This window comes from Streptomyces sp. NPDC048636 (assembly GCF_040650655.1).
In the GTDB taxonomy this organism is placed as follows: Bacteria; Actinomycetota; Actinomycetes; order Streptomycetales; family Streptomycetaceae; genus Streptomyces.
On record NZ_JBEZHR010000004.1, the window covers coordinates 332,293 to 357,159 of the forward strand.

Consider the following 24,867-nt stretch of genomic DNA (forward strand, 5'->3'; position numbering starts at 1 on the left):
GGGTCGTACGGGTCTTCCACGTGGGATGTCCCGGGCGACGCGCCGGGTCCGCGTCGGACCGGACCGGTCGTCCGCGTAGTCGCGTGCCGTCGACCTCCGTGACGTCGCTCATCACCTTCGCCACCCGGCCAGATACCGGTCGTTGTCGTCGCCGTTGTGGACCACCAGCACGGTGGGGCCGGTGGGCGAGCCGTGGCCGCTCGGTGTGCCGTCCCGGCCGACGACCGTGAGCGCGACGCCCAGTTCCCGGGCGATGACGGCCGCGACCACCGCGTCGACCGTCTCCGGGAGATCACCGAGCCCGGCCGCCAACCGGAGGCGCTGCACCGGCGTGAACTCGAGGCCACCGACCGGCAGTTCATCACCGAGCAGTACCGCCTCCATACGCTGATCAGCGCTCAGCTCGACACCTGCCGTGTGCAGTTGCCCGACCGGGACCCGCCGGTCGCCCTCCAGCGGCGGCAGGGTGTCCGGCGGATCGGCCTCGGTCACCCGCGCGACCGCCCAGTCACGCAGCTCACCGGCCGCCACCGGCAGCCGCACCCCGGCTCCCTCCAGGGCATGAGCCAGCGCCTCCCCGAAGGCGTCTCCGGATGCCTCGACGGCATGGAGGCCGAAGGCTGTGCCATGGAGCTGGGCGGTGGCCTGACCCGTACGCAGATAGCCGGAGCCGGGATCACCCTCGAGGTCCGGTCGCGTGGCGGTCTCGGCGGTGTTCCAGTCTTCGGCACGGGGGTAGGAGGTGCCCTCGGCCACCCGTGTCAGGTTCGACTCCGGCTGGAGGAAGGTGTGCTGTACCGGACCTCCTCCGACGCTGAACCGGAGCCGTGACGGTGTGCCGTCCGGGCGCTCACGCAGGTGGATCTGTGGGGTGCCATCCGGGGCGAGGGTGACCGCTGAGGCGATTGTCGGCCACCACACCGTCTTGGCCGCCTCCTTCGTGCTCAGCTCCTTGGCCAACCGGCGGTACTGCCTGTCCCTCGTCTCCTCGGTCGGGTCACTGGTGTCCGACGACGCCCTCTGTACTGACGGTACGGCGCAGTCCAGCACCAGGACGTGCCGGACCGAGTCCAGGTCCAGATGCTCCCGCACCCGCTCCCGGTCGGGCCGCTCGGAACTCCCATGGCGTGCGTAGTACACCGTGCCGCCACCGATGACCTTCTTCAGTGGCCACTGCCGAGCGACCGGGCCGTCCTCGCCCCTCGCCCACCGGACGACGGTCGGCTCGTAGTACACCAGCTTCCGAAGCGCCTCTGACCGCAGCGCGTAGTCCTCCGCGGTGAAGTGGCCCAGCACCCATCCGGCGCGATGCACGTCTCTCAGCACGTACCACGATGCCTGTGGCGAGGGCGTGCCGGTGGGAGCGGGCCCCGCCGAGGGGGCGGCATGCGGTACGGACGGCGGGGCCACACCCTCCGGTGAAGCGGACGGCGCTGTGGAACGGCCACCGGGCGGCGGCTGTCCGTCCCACGCGGGTCGGCCCCCTGGGGGCAGCTCGTTCGTCTCCTGGAGGACAACGTGCTCGTACGGCCGACCGCCGGTGGTGTGGCGTATCCCGCGGGACTTCACCTTCAGCAGGGCCTGCTCGCCGAAGTACGCCTGTCGCCGGCGCGGCTCCCGGGCGAGAAAGGAGATATCCCGCGCCTGCCGGGAATCCTCGACCTCGAAGACACGGATCCGGCCACCGGCCACCGGCGTCATGTCCCCCAGGGCCATGTCCCGGCTGAGCGATACCTCATGCAACTCCGGCACCCACACCGAGTCCAGCTCACCGGGTGGTGTCTCCTCCGGCGCCCCCGTCAGCGGCTCCGGCGCCCGATCCGCCCAGAAGACGCTCTCGCGCACCGGTGGCAACTCGCTCAGTCCCTCGACGGCCATCGCCCGGTGCATCGGCAGTTTCCGGTACATCTCCGGTACCACCTGATCGACCGCGCTCAGCAGGCCGTCCCTGAGTTCACGGAGAATCAGGCCGTCCTCGCTCTTCCGGCCGCTCTCCAGGTCGTCGAAGTAGGCGGTGACCTCCCTGGCGCGTGCGACGAACACCGGCTCGATCATCATCAGTTGCGGGAACTCCGTACCCCGGGAGTCGAAGACCTTCCCCGCCAAACGGCACAGCCCCTCGTGTATCTCGTCCCTGCTCGGCCCCGGAACGGAGTGCCAGGCACGGAAGAGCCGATGGTCCCGGCCGCTCACGAGGTGAAGGGCTGTGATGTGGCCCCGGAACAGCCGGTCCGGGAGCTCGTCCGCGTGGTGACGCGCGCGCCACTCGTCCCATACCTCGATCCGGTCCGTGAGACCGCTGAGCGGCACATCGGGGTGGGTCAGGTTTGCGGGATCGTCCGGATCGGCCAGTACGCGGTCGATGCCGAACGGGATGCGGCCGTCCCCGGTGACTTCGGGAGTCAGGAGCGGGTCGGTGAGCTCGCGATAGAGGGTGTACATCGGCGAGGACAGACCGAGCTGCGCCCGCGGGCCGCTGTCAAAGGGTGCGAAGGCCTGCTCCGCCCACTGATACAGATGGGCCGCGTCGCCTGTCACGGCGATCTGGTCCGCGATGTCGATGAAGCCCACTCGGGCCCAGACCGACGCGCGCACCACCTCGTGCAGGGAGTACCTGCACCGCTCGTACGTGCTCCCCAGGAAGAACTCGCCGACCAGCCAATACACCACGGCCTTGCGGAAGGCGAGCAGATCCGCGTACGAGGGCTGCGCCAGCTGCTCGAACCGGGAGAACAGCAGCCAGGGCAGCTCTTCGCTCTCCCCCTTGATCCGCACACCGCGCATCCGGTACTCGGACCTGATCGCCGCCGGGGCGGGTGTCCTGAAGAAATCCCGCAGTCGCCGGCCCGGCAGCGCCGCCACGAAGAACGCGTACATCAACCCGCCCACGCTCGTGTCCGCCGAGGGCTCGGTTCCGGTGGCGGCCCATACGGCGTGCCGGGCGGCGCTGAGGGTTTCGGGGTGCTTGGCCAGCTCCTGGGCCACATCCTCTTCGTACCAGCCAGCGTGGTCCTGCCACTTCGCGTCCCGGTACAGCTGCTCGGCCCAGGCCCCGCGCCGGGCGAACGACGCGTCCACGGCGGGCACATGGGTCCGGTGACGGGGCTGGAAGCGGGTGAATCTGGGTGCCGGATAGTTGGCGGTGGCCTGCACGGCGAGGTAGGGGCTCTGAATTTTCTCGCCCGTAAGGCTGTGGCGGACCTTTTGAGGGTTCGCGCCTACGCCGGTGATCACGGTGGGGGCAGCGTTGACGGCGTGCTCGCTCCAGTCGGCGGCGATCTGGGCCAGCGGATCCCGGACGTGGCTCTGTGCGGCCGAGCAGGCGATATACGTGATCTCGAGATCCGGTGCCGTCCCGGCCAGGAGTCGTTTCGCATAGTCACCCACCTGCTCGGGCGGCGCCTGCTTCCTTCCGGTCCGCGACGCGACGGTGAAGCTCTCCCCATTGCTGTGCGTCCACAACCGGGCTGTCGGCCCGGGCCGTGAGGCAACGGGATACTCGCCACCGTCAGGAGTGGTGGCAGCCGCCCAGTGCGTGCGATGCGTGCTCACCAGCGTGGTCTGGAGCCTGTTGGCCGAGTCACGCCAGTCGTTGACACCCATGAGAGAGGCACCGACGGGTGTGCCGTCCTTCAGGCGGACCGTGCGGGACTGGATCTCCCGGTCCCACGCCTCCGGCGAAAGCCGTTGACGTTTCTCCTTCAGGCGGACCACGGCGTAGGCGAGGTGGGCCCGTGCGTCGTACTCGATGCGGTAGTCGAGGGGCAGGAAGGTCACCGCATGGGGGTAGAGGGCCTTGCCCCGGTCGGTGTCCAGGGGCTGCGGGAGGAAAGGCGAGACCTCGCGTGCGGAACTCTCCAGCACCTCGTACACCACCAGGTGCCGTCCCTCGTGCCCCTTACCTGAGCCCAGCAGACCGGAGAGGAGGGACTGCCGGTTGACCGACACCAGGTGCAGCGGATCCGCCCGGAAGCCGCCCTCAAGGCTCCGGAAGACCTGCTCACCCTCCAGCGGCCCGGACTTCCACTGGCCGAACCATGCGGGGAGGTAGGCGGGGAAGAGCCGCTCGGCCGCCTCCTTGGCCAGCTCCTCGAGCCCGCTCAGCTCGGGCGCGAAGGCCTCGGTCAGCTCGCCGGCCCGCTTGACCAGTCGATGGCGCAGGGAGCGCAACTCCTCCTCGCTCCAACCACTCTCCCTGCGCCGCTCAAGCCGGGACAGCAGCTTCCTGAACGCTTCGTCCCTGCGGAACAGCGCGGGGTGGCCACCCCGCTCCCGCCACGCGGACAGCACCAGGTCCCTGGCTATCGCGGCGTTGGCCCTCCGGGAATCCTCGCTGTGCGCCGGGCGCACCCGCAGCAGAGCCCGGTCGGCCTCACTGGTGGCCAGATACAGTCCGAGCGCATGCGCGGCCTTGAGGTTCCTCGCGCCCGCCTTGGTCTTCTGGCGCTCCAACAGCTCCATGAAGGCCATGCGACGCCGGGAAGTCACCGTGCCGGCCGGCACCTCCGGCGACGGCTCGCCCTCCATCTCGGCCATGCCCGCGATGTGCTCCAGACGCCCGACGGTGTCGTCCGCGAACTCATCCCACTGCCGGTGGAAGTAGCGCAGATGCGGCTGGCTCAGTTTCGTCCAGGTCTCCGAACCCGGCCCGTATTGTGTTTTGAACCCCGCGACAAGTCGGTCGGTCGTGATCGCCGCTCGTGGGTCGAGCTGGGAGTCGGCCCAGGCGTAGAGCCGCGCGGCGTCGAGCACCGTCGTGGGGACCACCTCGTCAGCGTCGCCGGCTTTGAGGATCGCCGCCACCAGCTCCGCGAGCGAGTGGCGGTCAAGACCCCAGGCGATCAGCGCATGTCCGAAGTGCTCCACCGAGCTGCCGGGAACGTCCAGCAGGCGGCGTATCCGCAAGAGGTAGGTGACGGTCTCGGCCGGCCCTGTGGTCAGCCGGAGACCGTACCGGCGCGCCCGCTCAAGGACCTGCGGTGTGTGCGGGCGCACCTTGTGCGGCTGGCCCGACAGACCCTCCGGTCGCAGCTGCGGGTTCTTCGTCCACAGCTTCTCGAGCACCCCTGGAAACCGCGGATGATCGAACGTGGCGTTGGCGAATGCCTCGACCCGCTCATCAAGCGAGGCGTCCGAGTCCGGATCCGTCAGGCGCTGGAACTGTACCCCCGCCGACTCATGGCGCCACGGGGAAGCGAAGAAGGCGTAGGTGTCCCTGCCGAAGTGCTTCTCGTAGTAGTCGAACAGCGCCTCAAGGGAATTGATCATTTCATGGCGCAGGAAGCGATGCGCCAGAAAGACGTGGCGAAGCTCTTGTTCGTACTCCAGGCTCAGCTGCTCGAACTGGCTGCGTCCGCCCTTCGGATCGGCGGCGTAGAGGGCCGGGAACCGGGGCATCACGGCCGTGTCCGGTCCGGTGTTCCGGTGCTCCTCGGCCGGGTGGTCGGGGGCGTACTCCCGCTCGGACGCGGTCGTCGTGGCGGACGAGGTCGCGGGCCGCGGATATCGCTCCTTGGTGCCGTCCGGGTGGTACATCTCCAGGAATGTGGCGTTGCCCTCGGCGTCGGGCAGTGCGTGATACTCCCGTGTGACGGCCATGGGGCCGGTGAACACCAGCAGGCGCAGACCGGTTTCGCGGGCGATCCTGCCGTAGTCAGCACTGTGGTCCGCGCCCGTCGGCGCGCAGTACAGCCCCCACAAGGTGTTCACACCCCAGCGCGCCACCCGCTGCGCGATGTCCGCCATGACCCGCCCGGGGTCGGTCAGATGCGCGCCATGCGTACCGGTGAAATACATCCGGCCCCAGTCACCGACCGGCAACTCCGTCACCCGGACACCACCATCACCCCGCCACTGCGCCAGGCGACGGACACCCGAAAGCCCCTGATGCCCAGGGACACCCGGCTGCCGCACATAATGCGGCACCCTGACCCTCCACTGGGACGCGGTGAAGTACACCTCACCGTCGGGCAGTGCACGCCGCTCCGGCGCACCGGCCCGCCAACCCGGACGCGACACCTCGGCGATCGGGCGGGTGCCGGGGCGGGCGGCCTTCCGCAGAGCCCTGGCGTACGACATGGCCGCGGCGCCGGAAGCCGAGGTGCTCCGTCCCGTCGTCGCCCCGGACGAGGCCATCGCCAGCAGTGCCTGGGCGGCGTCGGACACCGAGTGGTCCTGCGGCCCGCTCCGCTGCTCGGGGGACCGCCAAGCGGCGTTGAACCAGCGGCCCCTGCTGTCGATGAGCCAGCTTTCGCGCCCGGTGTGGTCGGAGAACTCCTGCAACCATGGCGGCTGTTCGTGACCTATGTCGTCCACCAGGAACGCCACAGGGTCCACGTCCACGTATTGCAGCAGGGGATCGGCGCCCAGCAGTGCCAGCCATGCCTCATCGGTGAGGGTGAGCCAACCCCCGGGAAGGCTCAGCTCCACACCGGAACCGTGCAGTTTGAGACTGTATGCCCAGGCATTCTTCGGAGCCCAGGGACCGTCCTGCACCTGCGGCTCACCCTCCGCGGCGCTCACCACCCTGACACCCGAGCTCAGGTCGAACCCGGGGTGCACCTGCCCGCCATTCAGATCACGCCCCAGGATGTCGTTGTCATCGCTGGTCAGCTCCGTGTTCTCGGCGAGGGCGCCGAGCTCCTCGGCGTAGAAGGCAGCAAGGACTTGTCGGTCCGTCACATCGCGTCCCGCGCCCACGGCCCGCGTCACGAAGTCCCTCAGCCGCACATCCGCCCACGCGCCCCACTCCGCATCATCGGGCAGACGCATCACCTCACGCCCCAGCCTCTGCCAGTCCTGGGGAGACGGAAGGCGGGCCAACATCCGCTCGGCCAAGGGCCTGGTCCACAGGGCACGTGCCTGCTGGCGCGGACCCGCCGGATGGTCCGGCGCCAGCCCCAGCGCGTGCCGCGTAAAGGTGTCCCGATCGCCCACAACCCACTCCCGCAGCCAGCGGTCGAGCACATCGTCACCACTGTCGGCGAGAGCGGCGGTCAACGCCCCGTCCGGTCGGGCCGCCCTCGCCCTCTGCGCGAAGGCCAATGCCTGCTCATACGCCTTCTGGTCCGGGGAAATCTCACCGAACAGCTGCGCCACCAGCTTCCACAGCTCCATCCGGAACGGCGAGTAGGTCCTGAGTACCGGATCGTTCGCGCGCAGCACCTCCAATGCGCCGATCGCGTCCACCAGTGCGCGGAAGCGGGCCTCGTCCTGCCGGATTGCGCTACCGAATACCTGGTCCAAGGCGCGCGCCAGGCGAAGCGCACGCATTCGCAAATCCCCGACGGGGGTCGCACCATCGCTGTCCAAGCGGGCCATGGCCGCGATGGCGTCCAGCTCCGCGCCCTGTGGCTCCGGCAGGAACGTCTGGATACGTCCCTGTGCCTCACGCGCCGACGAGTGGAGCCACAGAGCGCGGCTGGCATGCGCACTGTTGTGTTGTCCCCTGACCCCCATGGCGCTGGAGAACCCATGGATCTTCTTCCCGCTGACGGTCGCCGCCCGCTGTATCGGCGAGACAAACGACAGTGGATCGTCCACGTCCGGCGCTACCAGACTCGGATTGAGTTCGGCTACGGAGTCGGACTTCGCGGCGCCGTAGCACACCAGCCCATACCGCTCCATATGCGTAAACGTATGGGGGTCGACACCGCGGGGACGCTCGGTCATCTCGGGCAGACCGGCGATGTAGTCCCCGGCCTTCTTCCAGTTGAGCGTTACCTCCCTGCCGTCCAGCAGAGGAAGGCGCAGCCCGGCGACCACTCCGTGAGCGGCGAAGAAGTAGACCGCCGACGGATGAGTGAACTCCTCGTAGGAAACGACTGTCGCGTTGGGCTGTGCCGTGGTCGCGACGACGTTCACCACATGCTCCAGATTCAGGAAATTCTGGAGCGCCTCTTCCCTGTACCGTCCGTCATCACTGTCGAGGGTCGCCAGCCGGCCGATGAGCCGGACGTAGCCGTCAGGATGCAATGCCGCGGTGCCATGGGTGTCCACTTGGCTGTCGTAGAAGGTGATTCCCTCCTCCGACACCCACTTCCTGTCTTCCCTGGGCACATACTCATGGACCCCTGCCGGCGGATCGTAGGGCAGCCACTCACCCCACGTCTCGTCAGGATCGTGCACCACCGTGGCCAGCGCATGGGTACCGCTGGAGCCATCCATGAGGACGAACCGTCCATCGCGGCTGTGTGCCCATACCCTCCGCTGCAACCGAATGGCGACCGCACGCTGGAACTCCATGTACTGGTTCCCCACATACGGGCCCACCAGTACCACGTCGGTGTCCTGCGGAGTCGCCGCCAGCGTCGTGTCCTTCGCCAGCTCCGCCGCCAGATCCGCCGGTTGCAGACGGCCATCCAGATCGCTTTCGTCAAGCGGCACGAACCACGCCTCATCGCGCCATGGAACGTCCTGCTCATCCGTCCAGGTCAGCTGGTCCCCGGTGTCATGGAAGAGGTGGAGGCGGTCGTGGATGATGCGCCGCACGGGCTGACTCGACAGATTGCGCCCGCGCTCCACCTGGTCAACACCCTTGATGAGGGGTTTCGAGGACAGCCCGGGGGCGCCGTCATCTCCCCCCACTGCACGCCCTGTTCGCCACCGCACCGGAAGCGGGCCACGAGCGGCCGACGCGGCGGGTACCCCTCCCACATCCTCCGGCGCCTCATGTGCGGCGGGAGCGGTGGGTGCGGACTTGTGTCCCGGGGAGATGGCGGGGTTCGGGGCCTCCAGCACTGTCTTGCGCCAGGTGGCCCGGGTGCCCGGGTGGGGCCGTGCGACGATCCGCAGCGGGGCGGAGGTGGCGCCCGGCCCCGGGGTGGTCGGGGCCAGGGACAAGGACGCGCTGTAGGACCAGCTGTGCCGGCTCGTACGGTTGGAGAAGAGCTGCGGCACCTGCACCTTCCGTCCCGTGTCCGCCAGCCCGGAGGTCAGGAACAGCAACGGGCAGCTCAGAGGGGTGGCACGCAGCAGCGGGGCGAGGTCCAGCAGCGCCAGGAACTCCAGATCGGCCACCCGGATCGGGTGCAGCCCGGCCAGGTGCATGACCACGAAGCCGTGTTCATCCGTGTCGGTCGCGACCGCCATGACGTTCTCGGGCTCACCATCGGCCGTCCACCCCGCGGGAGACTGCTGGGAGGAGTCCCCGTCCGGCCCCTCCACCCGCCGCTCCACCACGCGCAGGTCCACACCGTCGGGCGCCTGAGTGCCGCTCCAGTTGTAACCGCGGACCGTGTTCCCTTCCCGCAGCAGATGCGCCGGCCCGAACGCTCCCTTGGTCATCAGGTCGAAGGCGGCCAGCGTCGCAAAGTCCGAGGGATCCAGCCCCGCCGCGACGACCTGCGCCACCCGGCCCAGCAGATCCATCTTCTTCGCCGGGGTCCACTCCTCCTCGGAAGGCATATGGAGCACCGTGCGCCCCATCTTCGCCTGGAACTCCGGGTTCATACCGGCCAGCCTCCGGCCGGCGGCGACCAGCGCCCAGAGCGCCCGCGCCTGCTCTCGCCCGCCCACCGGTATGCCCGGCGGCAGCCTCAGCACCTGCCGGACCAGCGGCTCACCGACCCGATGCAGCTGGGTCATCGCATGCTGGATCTGTGGGTCCTTGATGTCCTCGCTCAGCCGAGCGTCCGGCTTCTGGTTCAGCCGCGCCGCCGCGAACTCGAGCGCCTTGCGGTAGTCGGCCTCACCCGGCCGCATGTTCCCGAAGCGCTGCGCGAAGGCGGTCCACAGCTCCATCCGGAACGGAGTCAACCGGCTCAGCGCCGGATCGTTCGCCCGGTAGCGCTCCAACGCACCTATGTGCGCGAGCAGTTGCTTGTAGTCGGTACGACGGCCCTCGTCCTCGACACCGGTGCCGAACACCTGCCGCAACGCCCGCACCAATCGCAGTGTGACCTTCCGTACCTCCGCCGGCGCCTCACCCGGCTCTGTGTGCAGACGCGCGTCCCGGGCCAGCTGATCCAACTCCTCATCAAGCGGCTCAGGGACGAACTCCTCCTCGACCCCGGCCACACCACCGGGGGTATCCCAGAGAATGTGTGTGTCGACGTCGTATCCCCTGCTCATCGACGACGCCTTCACCCGCCGCCGACTCGCGTTCGCCGTGGCCTGGCCGAGGGACACCTCATCCAGCGGGTCCTGCACTGGAGGCGCCGTCCTGTTGTCCAACTGCGGCAGCGTCGGGGTGCCCGCCGAGCCGCCCCAGCAGACCTCCAGGCCGATCTTGTGCCCCTTCTCGCCCACGGGCAGGTCACGCACCTCGGGCAGCCCACCGATATACCGTCCACCGTCCTCGGCACCCAGCCACACCGTCCGCCCGTCCCGCAGGACAAGCTGTAGCCCTCCCGGCAGGCCGTGTGCGACGAAGTGGTAGACCGCCGGATCCTGGGGCCGCTCCTCCTCGCTGATCAGCACCGTCCGGTCACCGGAGGCCACCAGGTGCACCAGCTTCCGGGCATGGAGGTGAGTCCGCAGGACGCGTTCCCGGTCGCGTACGTCCTCCCCGAGCGACATCCGGCCGAACCGCTCATGCCCGGTCGAGACCAGAGGCCGCGTGGCCACATCGCTGTCCCGGAACTTCGTACCGTCCAGCGCCGTCCACTCACGGTCGATGTGCTCCACAGTCGATGCCGTCGACATGGACGTTGATGACGGCACGAACGGCACCCACAGACCCACCGGCTCCTCGGGTGCACGGTCGATCATCGCCAGTGTGTGATCACCGCGCTTGTTACGCACCAGCCGCGCTTCGCCACTGGGAGCCCACACCGTCCGCCCCAGGCGGTTCGCCACCGCCCTCATCAGATCCAGGTATCCCACCAGCGCCGCGTCCGGCACCGCCAGCACCACCGGCACCTCCCTCGGCAGCGTGGCCAGCTCCGGATCCTCGGCCAGCTCGGTCGCCAACCGCTCGGCGTCCCACACCCGTTCGTCATCACGCCCGGCCCACACCACATACGCCGTGTCACCCCACGGCGACTTCTCCTCCGAGCCCGGCACCTCCTTCAACGGCACACCCGGCCGTTCCTCGAAGACCCGCACCTGTCCGACCCGCAGCCGACGTACCTTCTCCCCCGTCAGGTTGCGCCCCCGCGGAGCACCCGAAGGACCGGCCATCAGCGTCTCGGGCGACCACGGCACGGAAGTGGACTGCCCCTCCCCCGTGCCGGTCCCGCCAGGCGCGCCGTAGCGGTGCTCGGTCGGCGCGTCGAGCAGCGCGTGCGCCGTGGAGGACGACTGCGCGAACTCCGGCAGCGCGTCCGCCACCACCTGCCCCGACGGGCCGATCACCACCGCCCGCGCATCGGAGGGTGCCTCGTCCGGCGGAACGTCCGACACCCGGCTGCCAGCGGGCCGCGACGCGTCCACCCACACCACGCCCACCCCCTCCAGGTGGTACGCCGCCCACGCATGCCCCAGCACACCACCCTGACGCCGCGCCAACACCAACGCCGACGCACCCGGCCCGGCCTGCTCCACCGCCTCCGCCACCGCATCCCACGACCGCACCCCACGCCATCCCGGCCCCGCCGCCAGCGAGGACGCCGCCGACGAGCGGCCACCCTCCTCGGCGTCCAGCGCGACCGCCGCAGCCACGCCATGCGGATACCACTCGCTCCGCAGATCCCCCAACAGCTCGAGACACCGCTCCACCGACACATCCACCGCCGGACCACGAGCCGCCACCCGATCCACCAGCCGCTCCAACCGCGCCCGGCTCAGCACCGGAAGCGGTTCCCGCGGCCGCTGCGGACCGGACACCGGGCCGACCGTCTCCGTGGCCGGGCGCGCGTCCGTGCCACCTGGGGTCCCGGCGTCCGCCGGGACCCGGGAGCCCTGAGGCGACCCGGCCCGGCCGGTGCCCTCCGCACGGCGCAGGGTGTCGAGGGTGGCGGCCAGCTCGGTCAGTCCGCGCCAGGCGCCCCTCCGGGCGTCCGCCTGGTTCTGCCGCTCCTCCAGGACACTCCGGAGGGACTGCTCGACCTCCCGCAGCCGGGTCAGGTCGAGGTCGCGGAACCTGGTCCGCCGCGTCAGCACACCGGCCGCGTCCCGTTCCCCGCGCCGGGCCTCCGCCACGCTGCGGCCGGTCTCCAGCTCGACCCGCGCCGACTCCTCGTGCGCCATGCCCACCGCGGTACGCGCCGGAAGCAGGGCTGCCCGCGCGGTGCTCAGTGCCGCTTCGCGGCCCGCGTAGCGCTGCTGGAGGTCGTTCCACCGTGCCCGAGCGACCGTGACACGCTGCTCGGCCGCCGCCAGGTCGGGCTGGGGTCCGTTGGCCGCGGCCATCCGCTCGATGCTCTGGACCTCGGCGTGTGCCTGCCGCCACGCAAGCCGTGCCTGCCGCACCTGCTCCTCGGTCGGCGGGGCGGCTTCGGCTTCACGGATGGCACCTTCGGCCCGGGCCAGTTCCGCCTGGGCCGCGACGACGGCGGTGTGCGCCGTCTCGCGCGCGAGGTCGGCCTGCCGTACGGCCTCGTGGTACGCCGTCTCAGCCGTCCGATGGTCGACGGTGGCCGCTGCCACCGCGTCGCTCGACTCGCGCAGGGCGTACTCCGCCACGGCGTGGTCCGCCCGCAGATCCTGCTCGGTGGCGACCGCCTGTGCCTCGGCCGCCAGCGCCGCCGTGTACGCGTGGGCCGTCTCCCGCATCGCCTGCCACACGGCGGCGGTGGACTCGGTGGTGTCCACCGGGTCGCCGTCGGCGGTGAACGGCCAGTGACGCAACGGCCCTTCGTCGGTGCGTATCACCAACTCCACCGGTTTCCCGGCCCGCGCGGCGGTACGGGAGGCCACGAACAGCGCGCGGGCGAGCCGTGTCCCGTCCGGGTCGGAGCCGAGGGCGAGCCACAGTTGCGCCGAGGTGTCCTCGCTGTCGATGCCGTCCGCCAGCACCTCCGGCAGATCCGTGACCGGGTGCCGCGCCCAGTCGCGCACGTCGTCCGCGTCCTGTCCGGCCAGCATCGCCGGCAGGTCGTACACACCGGCTTTCGGCCGCGCCGCGGTGGCCCCGAAGCCGAGCAGGTCCCGCATCCCCAGCCGCATGGTCACGGTGCCGGTGACGTACACGGTCCCCTCGGCGCCGGTGACCGGGAGGACCACGTCGACAAGGGTCTCGGAGGTGTCCGAACTGCCCCATCGCATACGGTCGTACCGGGCGCCGGCCACGCTGCCGCCCGGGGCGGAGGGGTGCGACTGGTGGACACCCAGGGGGAAGTTCAGGCCGAGCCGATTCAGGTTCTCGGGATCCAGGCTGTGGATGTCCCGCTCCTCCACGGAGAAGGACGTGCCCGCCTCGGAGGACGAGGACGCGCTGTTGGCGGCCGTCCGCATATGGTGCATGGCGAGGTCATCGCCCCGCGTGACCGGCCGCGGGTTGTACAGCCGGATCCCCAGCGTGGTGTGGGGATCGCCGGTCTCCTCCGGCCAGCTGCCGGGCATCCGGGGAGTGGCATCCGGCTCCGCGGACGCTTCGCCCACACTGATGTCACCGGACTGGATCAGCTCGCCCAGGCGGGCGGCGACCGCCTCGGCGGAGGCGTCGGCGGGCAGCCCCCAGAGCGAGCCCAGGTCGGGGGCGACGCTGTGCAGGGCCTGGGTGAGCTGGGTGAAGGCATTGAAGTCGTAGACCAGTGTCGTCCCCGTCGGCACCAGTCGCGAACCGCCGGGGAACGGCGGAATGCCCTGCTCTGCCGCTTCGTGGGACGACATCGCCGAGGGGTCACGGGTGAGCAGCGCGGGCGAGCGAGGAGGGTCGTACGGCTGCGGTTCGACGGACTCGGAGCCGGGGAACCGCAGCTCCATCGTGGCCGGCACGGTGGCCGAGCTCCGGGGCCGGCCGTGCAGAACTCGGCGTATCCAGCCGGTCAGCCGCTCGGCCGGATTGCCCTCCAGGCCGGACAGGTTGAGCAGCCCGGCCTGGATGAGCCCGCCGGGGACGTTCATGGGCCAGTCGGTGCTCAGCGCGGAGGTGACCGAGGCGACCAGGTCGTAGTCGACGTTGTCGAAGTCGGCGGCGCTCCCCGCCTTGATCCGGGAGACATCGCCGACGGTGTGGCTTGACTTGCCCGTGACGGCCTGGTCGTCGGTCCGCATCAGCCGCAGGCCCTGTTGGTCCGTACCGGGGGCCGAAGGGCGGGTGTACCGGGAGTTGGGGTTGACCGCCGTCTGATGTGTCCGTTTGCGGGTGAGGGCCGTCGACCGTGTGTTGGTGCGCTCCTGGATCACTTCCAGACCACCGTCGACGGTCGGGCGGCCGCGCATCCGGCGCAGGGCTTCGGGGTGCGTCGTGGGCTCGGCCCGCACGGTCACCTCGACCAGTCGGGCACCGCCGTCGGCGACATGCAGGAAGTGGATGGTGATACCGCCCGAGCCACGTCCGGGCAGCGCGTGCAGCGTCGTGGGGTTGGTGAGACGGGCGATCTCGGACGCCACCCCGGGCAGGTAGGAACGGTGTCCGGGCCGGGTGGCACCCGGCGCCTCCCTCTCCACCAGCGCGGTCAGCTCCTCGTGCAGCCGGTCCGGCCGCTCCCGGAGCCTGGCCGGGTCGGTGAACTGACGGACCGACAGCACACTGCCGACGCCGAGTTCGCGGGTGCGGGCGAACCGGTCGGGCAGGGGGACGCTCGGCTCCGGCAGCGTCAGGGGCGGCAGGCCCGCCATGTTCCGGTACCACTGGGCGTTGCGGGCCAGCGACTCGACGGGGACCAGGTAGGTCACCGCACCGGGCAGTTCGATCGCCAGCGTCACCGGCTTGTGGCCGCCCAGTCCCAGCGAGTTGAGGAACAGATTGCCCGAGCCCCGGTGGACGTCGACCACCAGCACGCCATCGGCGGTCACCACGAAGTGGTCCCCGTCGTGGTAGCTGACATGGGTGATCTTCGTACCGACGGCCTTGGTGCCGGAGCTGTCCGTGTGCCGCCGGTAGACACGCTGTCCGCTCGGATTTGCCTGGTAGCCAAACTCGTTGGGCTGCCATTGCAGCGCGGTGAGGTTGAAACCGGCCTGCCCGGTACGGCCCACCTGCCGTTGCCGACTCGTCGTGTCCGCCGGGCTCACGAACCGGTCGGTGTAGACGCTGACGGGGTCGTCGACCACAAGCTCCGGGTTGGCCAGATAACCCCGCACATCGATCTTCACGATCTGGTCCGCCAGCATGCCGGACAGTGGCAGACCCTCGACGACCCTCCTGCCCCCGCGGAACATGTCCCAGGCCCAGGAGACGAGCTGGGCCGGGCTGAACCCGGCGTCCTGCACCTCGGGGGCGAGAGTCTTCGGGTCGTTGGGCGACGCGCCCGCGACAAACGTCGAACCCCACTTGTAGGCGGTGGCCATCCAGGTGTACGGCAGATGTGCGGCGCGTACCACGGGTCCGCCCGTCCCACGGGCGAAGGCCCCGGCCCGGTTCAGGGCACCGGCGAAGGACTCGGGGACGACGCTCTTGGCCGCGACCGCGGTCCGTTGGGTGCCACTGGCGATCAGGCCCGCGGCACCATGTGCGGTCCGGGTGAACGCTCCGGGTCCCGGGGCGCCCGGATAGGTTCCCGTATAGATCTGCTCCAGGGCGTCCACCAGCGCTTCCCTGGCCCGGAAGGTGTCCACCGTCGCGCCTTCCGGCAGCCGGGTCACCTCCGGCAGCGGGCCGCCGTCCTCGTCGACCAGGCCCAGCTTGCGGAAGTCGTCCTCCACCGCCGGGCGGATCACATGCCTCGGCGCGGAGGTGACGGGTGCGCGGTTCGGGTGGGGTTTGCGGGTGCGGTAGAGCGGAACGAGGAGCTTGACGGTGCCGCGCCCGGTGAGCGGGGTCCCGGCCGGATTCCACAGCACCGTGGCAGTGCCGGTGTCGCTCTCTGTGTCGGCGCCGGTGTCCGGGGGTGGCTCACCGTCCTCCGTACGGTCGTCGGGACGGGGCACGCCCTCGTACGCGGCCAGGGAGTACAGGGCCGGTACGGTCCAGAGCCCGCTGCCGCCACTCGCGACGATGAGTTCGTCGAGGCCGATCGCCGTACCGGCCGTCTCACCGGACGACTTCTGGCCCGAACCCCCGAAGCCGGGGCCGACATTCACCGTGGTGTCGTTCGGGGCCGGAATGGTGAATCCACCACCGGCTCCGCCGCCACCGCCCCATGACGTGCCGTGCTGTCTGCTGCCACTGGACCCGGCCGAGCTGTACCCCATCGTGTTGACATCCGGCAGCACACGGGTGTGCTCGGACGGCTGGTCCGTGTCACGGGCGACCGAGAAGACCAGCCGCAGCCGCCGGACACTGCCGGTGATGGTGTTGGGCTTCTCCAGCCAGAGGGAACGCTTCCCGTCGGAGGCGTCCGGCAACGAGGTGGCCAGCCCGAACCGGGTACGCAAGGTCCCCAGCTTCCGCAGATTCGCCAACTGCGCCTTGCGCAGCCGCTCGTCGATCCGGATGGGGAAGGACGGCGCACGGTGCTCGGCGGGTGGCAGGAAGCCCTCCGCCCGCAGCCACTCCGTCGCCTCGTCGAAGAGCGGATCGGCGCCTTCGACCCTCAGGGGCGTCTCGCCGTGTCCGATGGCGGTCAGGGTCTCCAGATGGTCGGGCAGTTCCCGCAGTTCATCGGGGCCCGGCCGGTGGCCCCGCACGGTCTCGCGCTGAGCCGCCAGCAGGCGCAGGGCGTCGTCCCAGGGCCCGAAGCTGCCACTTGTCCTCCCGCCTCGGGCGAGGTGGAGCGTCACCCTGTAGGTGACCCTGCCCGGCGTGCGCAGACTGCTGCTGTTGGTGTAGATGCCCTGCATCAGCGCGGCGCTGCTCGACCCGCTCAGCCCGTCGGTCATCTGCCGGTTGATGCCCACCTCGCCGAAGAGGTTGCCGGCGAACCTGGCCGTGGCGTCCGGGTGGCCCTCGCGGTGGTCGACGGTGAACGCCGGCCCGCCCGAGCCGGTGACATCGATCCCGCTGGTGTACTCCGCCGAGTGGCCCACGTCCACGCCGCGCGACGGCCACGTTCCCAGGCTGAACTTGCCCTCGGGGGTTATCGAGGTCGGTTCGGCCTGTTCGATGTCCGCGGCGAGTTCGAGCACGCCGATCGCGTTGCCGTCGTCATCCATCAGGGTGGGCGAGAACACCCCGCCACCGGCCTGGAGCTGTGCGGCACCACGCAGCATCTGCTCGGACAGGAACTCCTCCAGCTCCTCTGCCGAGCCCGTGCCGAGCCTGGCCAGCGGGCTGAAGTCGTCATGCTCGAGGAGCTCGGTCAGCAGCCGCCGCGGCTCCCCCACACTCTCCACGCCCCACAGCGGGACGTCGTCGTCCACGTCCGCCGACTCGGGCAGATCGGCCGGGTCGATGCCGTTGTCGAGGGCCAGGTGTTCCGGCACCCACACCGTGTCCGAGCCGTGCGACCGCTCCGGCAGCCAGTTGCCGCGGTCCTCGCGGGGGGTGTCCACCCGGACCTGCCATCGCCCCTCGAAGTCCACCGGGTGCGCGGGATCCTGGGCATGCTGCCACCCCGTCACCGTGAGGGTCTCACCGACCGAGTTGGATCGGGACAGCTGATTGTGCGTCGCGGACACCACGACCGTGACATCGCCCCAGCGCACCGGCCCCGGATCGTTCCGCAGCCTGATCAGCGTCCACGGCAGGGCGACACCGCGCACATTCGATGAACCGTCACTGGCCGAGGACGACTGGCTTCCGCCGGGACGGTGCTCTATCTGCACCTCGGGGAACCCCACCGCGTCCGGCGTGTACTTCGCCGACCTCTGGCCGTTCGCGTAGGCCAGCCGCACGTCGACGGTCCGGGTGCGGCCCCCGTGCCACACGGTGATCCGGTGTCCCTGGCCGCTGCGCAGATACGGCCGGTTCCGCTCGATGTCGGCCGCGCTGAGGACATCGTCGAGCTGGGTGCGCAGGGACCGGCCGTCCTCGCTGTCCACGTCGGCCCCGAGTGACTCGATGATCTGGCGGTACAGCCCCTCCAGGACGGAGTCGGAGGTGGGCTCGGTCCGGACCAGGCCGATGTGTCCGTCATGCCGCGCGCCGTAGGTCCCGATGAACTCCGACAACGGCGGCGCCGTGGTCAGCTCGTCCTGGTTCTGGTCCTGGTCCTGGTCCTGGTCGTCGGTGGAGGGATCGTCGGGGAGCCGCACTCCGTTGTGCCGGCGCCCACCGGGCGGGTGATCCGGCGCCGCGCCGGGCGGGGGTGGCGAGGCGGGTTCGTCGACGGTCACGTCATCGTGGGACAGGCCCCCGGTCCGCGCGGCGTGGAGCACCTGTCCCAACGCGTTCTCGGTCACCGTCGGGTCCCAGCCCCGCTGCCGGGCGAACGCACCGACGAGCGGTTCCAGCACCCGCCAGGTCAGCGGTCCCGTGTCCGGGTTCCCTGGGGCGGTCGACCGCAGCCGCTCCAGGGCCACGAACCCCCGGATCAGCTCCTGGAACTGCGCTGCCCGGTCGGGGTTGGTGTCGATGTCGACGCCATGGGTCCGCCGCAGCGCGCGCACCCATCGCAGCACCCGGGTGGTCCTGCGCGCCAGCTGCGGGGGCAACCCCGCCATATCGGCCAGTGCGGTGAGCGCCTCCGCCCGCGGCTCGGGACGGAACTCCAGCCAGCGGAAGGCCGGCTGGTCCGGGTCGTCAAATTTGATCAACCGCGGCGGCCACTGGCCCTCCGCCTTGCTCGACCCCTGCTCAGCATCGGTCGAGAACACCGTACGCCCCGTCTCGTTCGCGACGTCCTGTGCACCGGAGACCGCCTCCAACGGGTCCTTGCCCGGGGCCAGTCCGCCCAGCTCACACCAGAGCGCCCAGACCGGCGCCTCCTGCGGCATACGCCGCAGACTCTTGCGCCGCGTGAGCATCCGGCCGATCTCCTTGGGCCGCACCGTCTGATTGAGGCCCGTGCTCTTCCGCGGCAGCACGGCACGCCCATGCTGACCGTGGCCAACGATCAGATAGGCGTCGCGGAGCGGTCGCGGCAACGGCCGCAACGGGCTCTCACGGTTGCGGTCGACCCCTGGCAGCCCCTCATACAGGTCGGAGTAGAACTCCACCGCCGACAACGGACGCAGGTCATCCTCCCGGATGGCCATGTCCGTCTCGTTCAGGAAGGCCCGCCCCGTCAGCTCCTGGCCATCCGCCATGAGCAGCGTGAACGACTGGACATCCGCATCCGGGAACACCGCCCCGTCATTCGCCGTCACCTCGGCCGAGGGATCATCCGCGACCAGACCCGGATCGCTCGGTATCCAGATCCCCTGCGGGACAGAGCCCGGATGAGGGCTCTTCGTCAAGAACAGTATGTGCCTGCCACTGCCATCGGGCTTCGGAACCAACCTGAACTCACCGTCGGTGGCCCACACCCTCACCCCGGCCCGGTCCGCCACCAGCCTCGGTTCCATCCCCTGCCCCAGACCCGGGACCAGCAACAGCACCTGGGCATCCGCGGGACGCTCCGGGTCGTGCGCCACCAGTTCCGCGAACTCCTCGTCGTCCACCTCCACCGGATTCCCGTGACCATCACGCACCACGATCCGGCCCGAGTCCGCCCGCTCCGCCAGCGCCACATACGGCTCCGCGCCCCAAGGAGCCGACGGCAGCTCACTCGATCCCGCCACCGCCAGCCGGTCCACCAGCAGATCCAGACCCGTCCGACCCGTCCAGTTCCGGCCCATGAACCGGTCACCTGCCGAATTGCGCATCGCCGTCGGGCCCGACACCGCGCCCCCGATCTGCAACCCGTACGCCGCGATCTTCGCCAGATTTCCCGCCCGGCCCCGGCGCGCGGCGCTCCCCACCACCGACAGCGCGTTGAAGTACAGCTCGGGGGTCAGCGAAACCGAGGGATCCAGATGCAGCACCCAGCGGGCTATCCCCTCCAGGTCCATCGGCCCCGAACCGAATCGGGGATCACTCACGCGCGCCGATTCCAGCACCGCGAGCGACTGAAGCATGGGTTCGTAGGTCGGCTGACTGCCCACATCGGGACCGAACGTGTGACGCAGCACCGCCTCCAGCCGGGCCCGGAGAGATCCGGGCCACTGACCGGGCGGCGGCGGAGCGGGGAGCGGGGCCGGCGAGGCCGGGTCTCCGCCGGTCGCGTCAGGGTGGGATGGGCTCCCGGTCTGAGCCTGGTGGAGCATCTGTCCCAGTGAGTTCCCGGTCACGCTCGGGTCCCAGGCGCCGGGCTGCGGCTCCAGCAGCGATGACAGGAGCCCAGCCGTGTCCGTGGGAGCGATAGGCGTCATGGAGGGGGCGGGAGCGTGCGGTTGAGGGACGTGGACGCGCTCCGTCCGGTCCCACAGCGCCCGGAAGCCCTCGTAGATCTCGTTCTCCGCGCGTGTCGCCTCGACCGGATTGGCCTGTCCGGTGTGCTCTGCCCGCGGGTCGCCGCCGTACAGCCGCTCGAGGAGCGGCAGCAGCTCCGGCTCGTTCCTGCGCACCCAGTCCGCCCCGTTGTTCCGCGGCTGCTTCGTGTAGGCGTCCCTCCCCCGGTTCGTCCCCAGGTAGGTGTTGGTGAGCTGGGCGAAGAACTCCTGTACGTCGTGGGACGAGTAGTTGGCCCGTGTGCGGTTGCCATCGGCGTCGAAGCTGTACAACGGACCGTCGGGCCACGCTCCGCGGGGCCCCTCTGCCAGGTTGACCCGATACGCCGCCTCGATGAGCTGCTGGTCCGCCTCGCTCAGCCCGTACCTGTGGATGGTGTGCGCGAACTCGTGGGTGGTCGTGGAGTACCCGTCCGGATACGCCGAAGTGTCACTGGTCACGCTGGTGACCTCACCGATGAGGTTCTCCTCCGTGACGGCCGTCGTGCGGCCCCCGCTGCCCCGGACCTTGTCCCACGACCGGCCGTCGAGGCTGGTCGCCGCCCCCTTCATCTTGCGGAAGGCGTCCAGGGAGGTCATCGCCAAGTCCTTGGGAACCACCACCACCCGCGATCCGCCCTTGAGCAGCTTGGCCGCCACCTCCGGGTCACTCAGCATCCGCGCCACCCGCGCCAGCACCTCGGATCGCGCCGAGACCGGCTGATTCACCCCCACGGGCAGCTGCACCATCACCTGAGCAGCGGTCTCGGCGAACTCCGCGGAGGGCAGCTTGTCCCGCAACACATCCACCAGCGCACGGTTGGACGCGAGCCGCTCGCGTTCGGCAGCTGACACCTGGGACAGTTCCCTGGCCCGTTCGGCGCGCGACATGGTCGGCAGTCGCCATGCCAGGTCCCTGAGAGGGTCGGCCACGAACGGCTGGGCCGCGTTCAGGGAATCGTTCAGCTTGGTGAGGGCGTGGTCCAGCCAGGCGGTTTCGTAGTCCTCGAGGTCGAACGCGTCCTCCCACTCATCCTGGTGTGCCTCCAGGCGGTCCGGATCCCGCGTCAGCTCGCTCACGATCTGGTGGACCCGGGCGCTGAGCCACGGTAGGTCTCCGGACGAGGCACCCTGCCGGTACGCCTCGCCGCGCAGCATCTCCAGCTCATCGACCGGCAGTTCATTGGTGAATGGTGTTTCCAACAGACCCCAGATCAAGTCGAACAGGTCCGCCACGCGTCGTTCCGCATCGATGCCCAGGGCCAGTGAGTACGCGGTGTCCGCCAGCGACTCGGTGCGGCCGGGGACGGTGAAACCCTGGATGTCGGTCGTGGTGACATAGGGGGCGACCGCGGTGCCGACGGTGATCTCCACCCCATGGATCACACCGGTCAGCACCCGGCCGTCCGGGCCCGCACGCAGAGCCCCACCCGGCGCTCCGGGGAACCCCTGGGCGATGGCCGCGTTGATGGTGTCGGCGTACCGCCCAGCAGCCGCGGGCAGGTGGAAGTCAATACGGTCGAGAGCACGCGGGTTCCTGAACTGAACCTGGCCGCGCGCCGGGCCGGCGAGGACCACGGGATGGCCGAGGTCCCGCATGAGCGCGCTGAACCTCCGGCCCACCTCCAGCTTCGCTGTGTCGGAGGGCCCGACGCCCGGCGACGCGGTGGAGGGCTGGGGCGCGGCCGAGGGGGTGGCCGCCGAAGGGGTGGCCGCCGAGGGGGTGGCCGGGGACTGTGCCGGGACATTCCCGGGGGGCGGCGGGGGCGGCGCGGGGACGTCCGCAGGTGGCGGCGGGGACGGCTGATCCGGGTCCCCGGTGGCCAGGGTGTGCTGCGCCGGGGGCGGCGTGGGGTCGATCGCCTGCGGATCAGGAGTGCTGGAGGTGGGGTCGGCCGATGTGGTCGTGACCACGGTGGGCGGCGTGGCGATCGACTCGGCGTCCTGTCCCGGTTCGGTCAGTCCCTCGATGGTCCGGAGGTGTTCCGGCGAAAGGAGTGGGCCGTTCACGGCCTCGGGGTCCACGTCGATTCCCGCGTAACGCAGTATCTGACGCAGGGCGGTGGCGTCGTTCCGGGCCTGGCGACGGTTACGCTCGGGCGCGCCCAGCGCCGGGTCGTCGGGGGTCAGCCGGAGGTGGAACTGATCCGATGGGACAGGGTTGGCCGACGCGATGGCGGTCAGCTCGATGGACTCGGGATGGCCGGGGTCGTGCACAAGGTTCAGACCGATGTGGAGCTGGTCGTTGGAACCCGGCAGCGAGAGCCCGTGGTTGACCTGGCTGTCCAGCAGGCCGTGCATCCGCTCCTGCAACCCCGGGAGCTGGTCGACGGAGAACCCCTCACCGAACCGCACCGGAAGGTCCAGGGACAGGTCACGCACGGCACGGCCGTCATCGGTCGGGATGTACCGGACCTCGGTGCGGACCACCGTGTCCTGCTGGGGCTGGGGTGTGGCTGTGCCGTCCGGGGTGTGCTGAACCGCATCGGGCGCGGCGGGGAGCTGCGTATGGACCGATATCGGGGGTGTGTGCTGCCGCTGGGGCCGCCACTGGTCGGGGCGGACAGGGTCCCGGATCGGCTCCGTCGTCGCCGGATGGTGCGCGACGGGCGGTGCCGCCGGGTCGGCGGACGGGGGCGGGACGGTGTCCGCCTCCGGCGTCGTCTGCGGCGCCCCCTCCGAGGGGAGGGTTGCGGGCTGCGGGCCGGAGGACACGGTGGTCTGGGTGTGCGGCCGGGCCACGGGGTCCACGCTGCCGGGGGCAGGGGTGGTGGCATGGCTGGAGGGGTTGTGGGCTGCCGTCTGTTGGTCCTGGACGGCCTGGGGAGTCGCGGCGCCCTCCGGCAACGCGGTGGTGTCCAGGTCCGGCAGAGGGGTCGTATCCAGGTCCGGCTGGGGCGTGAGATCCGGCAGTGGCGACGGCTTGGGGAGCTGGGGCAGCGGGCCGGTCTGCGGCGACACGTTCGCTGTCCCGGTGGTGTTCTGATCAACCACATCGGGAACGATGTGCTCCGTGTCCACGTCCTGGAACGGTGTGATGTCGGGAATGGGGGAAGGCGTGGGCAGTGGCAGGGGATCGAAACCGTCGGACTTGGGCGTGGTCAGCGGTGTCCCTGCGGAGTTGATGTGCGTGTTCTGCCCGGTCTCCTCGTCCGGCTCCCCGTCAGTGATATCCGTGATGTCCGAGACATCCGAGTGACCATCGAATTGCGAGTCCACTGTCGAGGACCCATCGGTGTCCCAGTCGGTGTCCGAGTCGCTGTCCGGGATGTCGATACCGATGTTCGGGTCGGTGTCCGGAACGTGGCTGGGGATACCGGAAACGGTCGGCGGGACGGCCGTGATGGGCGTGGTCGGAGGAGTCGGCGCGGGGGTGGGGACGGGGGTCGGGGTGTTGAGCGCGGATGGGGCGTCGGGCGAGTCCGTGGTCGGGAAGCCGACGCTCGTCGGGGGGCCGGCCAGCGGAGGCGGGGTCGAGGTGAGGGGCGTCTCGCGGGGCGGGGTCGAGGTGAGGGGCGTTGTGGTCGGTGATGTCGAGGTGGGGAGGGTGAACGGTGTAGGGCCCGTGCTTCCGGTGGCCGGGGGCGGGGTGCTCAGCGAGAGCCCCTCCGGGCCCACGTCCACGGACGGAGGGGGGACGGACGCTCCCTTGCCCTCGGACGGGCCGGATGTCCCGATGATGTGCGGAGAGTTGTCGCTGTCGCCCAGCGACGAGCCAGAGTCCCACAGCGAGTTGAAGAGGTTGACCCCGCTCCCACCGCCAAGGAAGCCCTTGTTCAGACCCTTTCCGAGCCCTTCGCCGCCCTTGCCCAACGCCTCTTCCGAGACGGCGCTGACACCGGCACCCACAAAGTCATTCCACTTGACCTGCCAATTTCCGTCCAGAAGGCCATTGGTGAGGACGACCGCACTGCCCTCGCCGAGACCCTCACTGGTGAAAGCCCGGAACAGATCCCCGCCGAATTCCCGCCACTTGTTGTCGCCGAAGTTCTTGAATGCGCTCTTGAACGCCTTTCCGATGACGTCGGAAAGCCCCCCGGCGAAGAGTCCGGCCAGGGCACCGACCAAGGCGGCCCGGCCGACATCCGACCAGTTGATACCCGACGGACGGCGGCCGCCGTCGGTCATGCCCATATATGTCAGCTGCGCCGCGATGCTCGTCAGCGCCTCCTCCAGTGCCTCGGTGAGAGGCGCCAGCGGGGTTGACCCGAACAGCCGCTGGGAGATCGTCAGCAGCGCCACCGTGGTGCGGGCCTTCGCCACGGCCCCCTCGCTGAGGGACAGACCACCGGTGAAGAAGGACATGGCACTGATGATGGCGAGCTGCGCGATCAGCAAGGCGAGTTCAAACATGCTCTCGACCTTGGCCACCCCGATATTCGAGGCGTGCTTGGTCTGATTCGCCGCGTGCTCGGTCGTCAGTGTGTCGCCCAGCTCGGTGAGCATATCGGCGAGGCCCTCAATGACCTGCCCGGACCGCTCCGCGACCGTGGTGGGCAACGCGTCCTGCGCCTGGTACGCCAGATCGTACAACCAGTCACGGACGCCATATATCTGGTCGGCCAGGTCATTCAGCCGAAGGTTCATCTCGAA

Annotated in this window: 1 protein-coding gene; it reads right to left on the minus strand. The window is 70.1% G+C overall.

Going from position 1 to position 24,867, the window contains the following annotated elements:
* Positions 1-111: 111 nt before the first annotated feature.
* Entirely contained in the window at positions 112-24,861 is a 24,750-nt protein-coding gene (locus AB0C66_RS14385; RefSeq protein ID WP_362437090.1) for a lonely Cys domain-containing protein, read from the minus strand.
* Positions 24,862-24,867: the final 6 nt, after the last annotated feature.

Excerpts from the sequence above, each read along its gene's own strand:
- AB0C66_RS14385 (WP_362437090.1), bottom strand. The coding sequence starts at position 24,861 with ATGAACCTTCGGCTGAATGACCTGGCCGACCAGATATATGGCGTCCGT.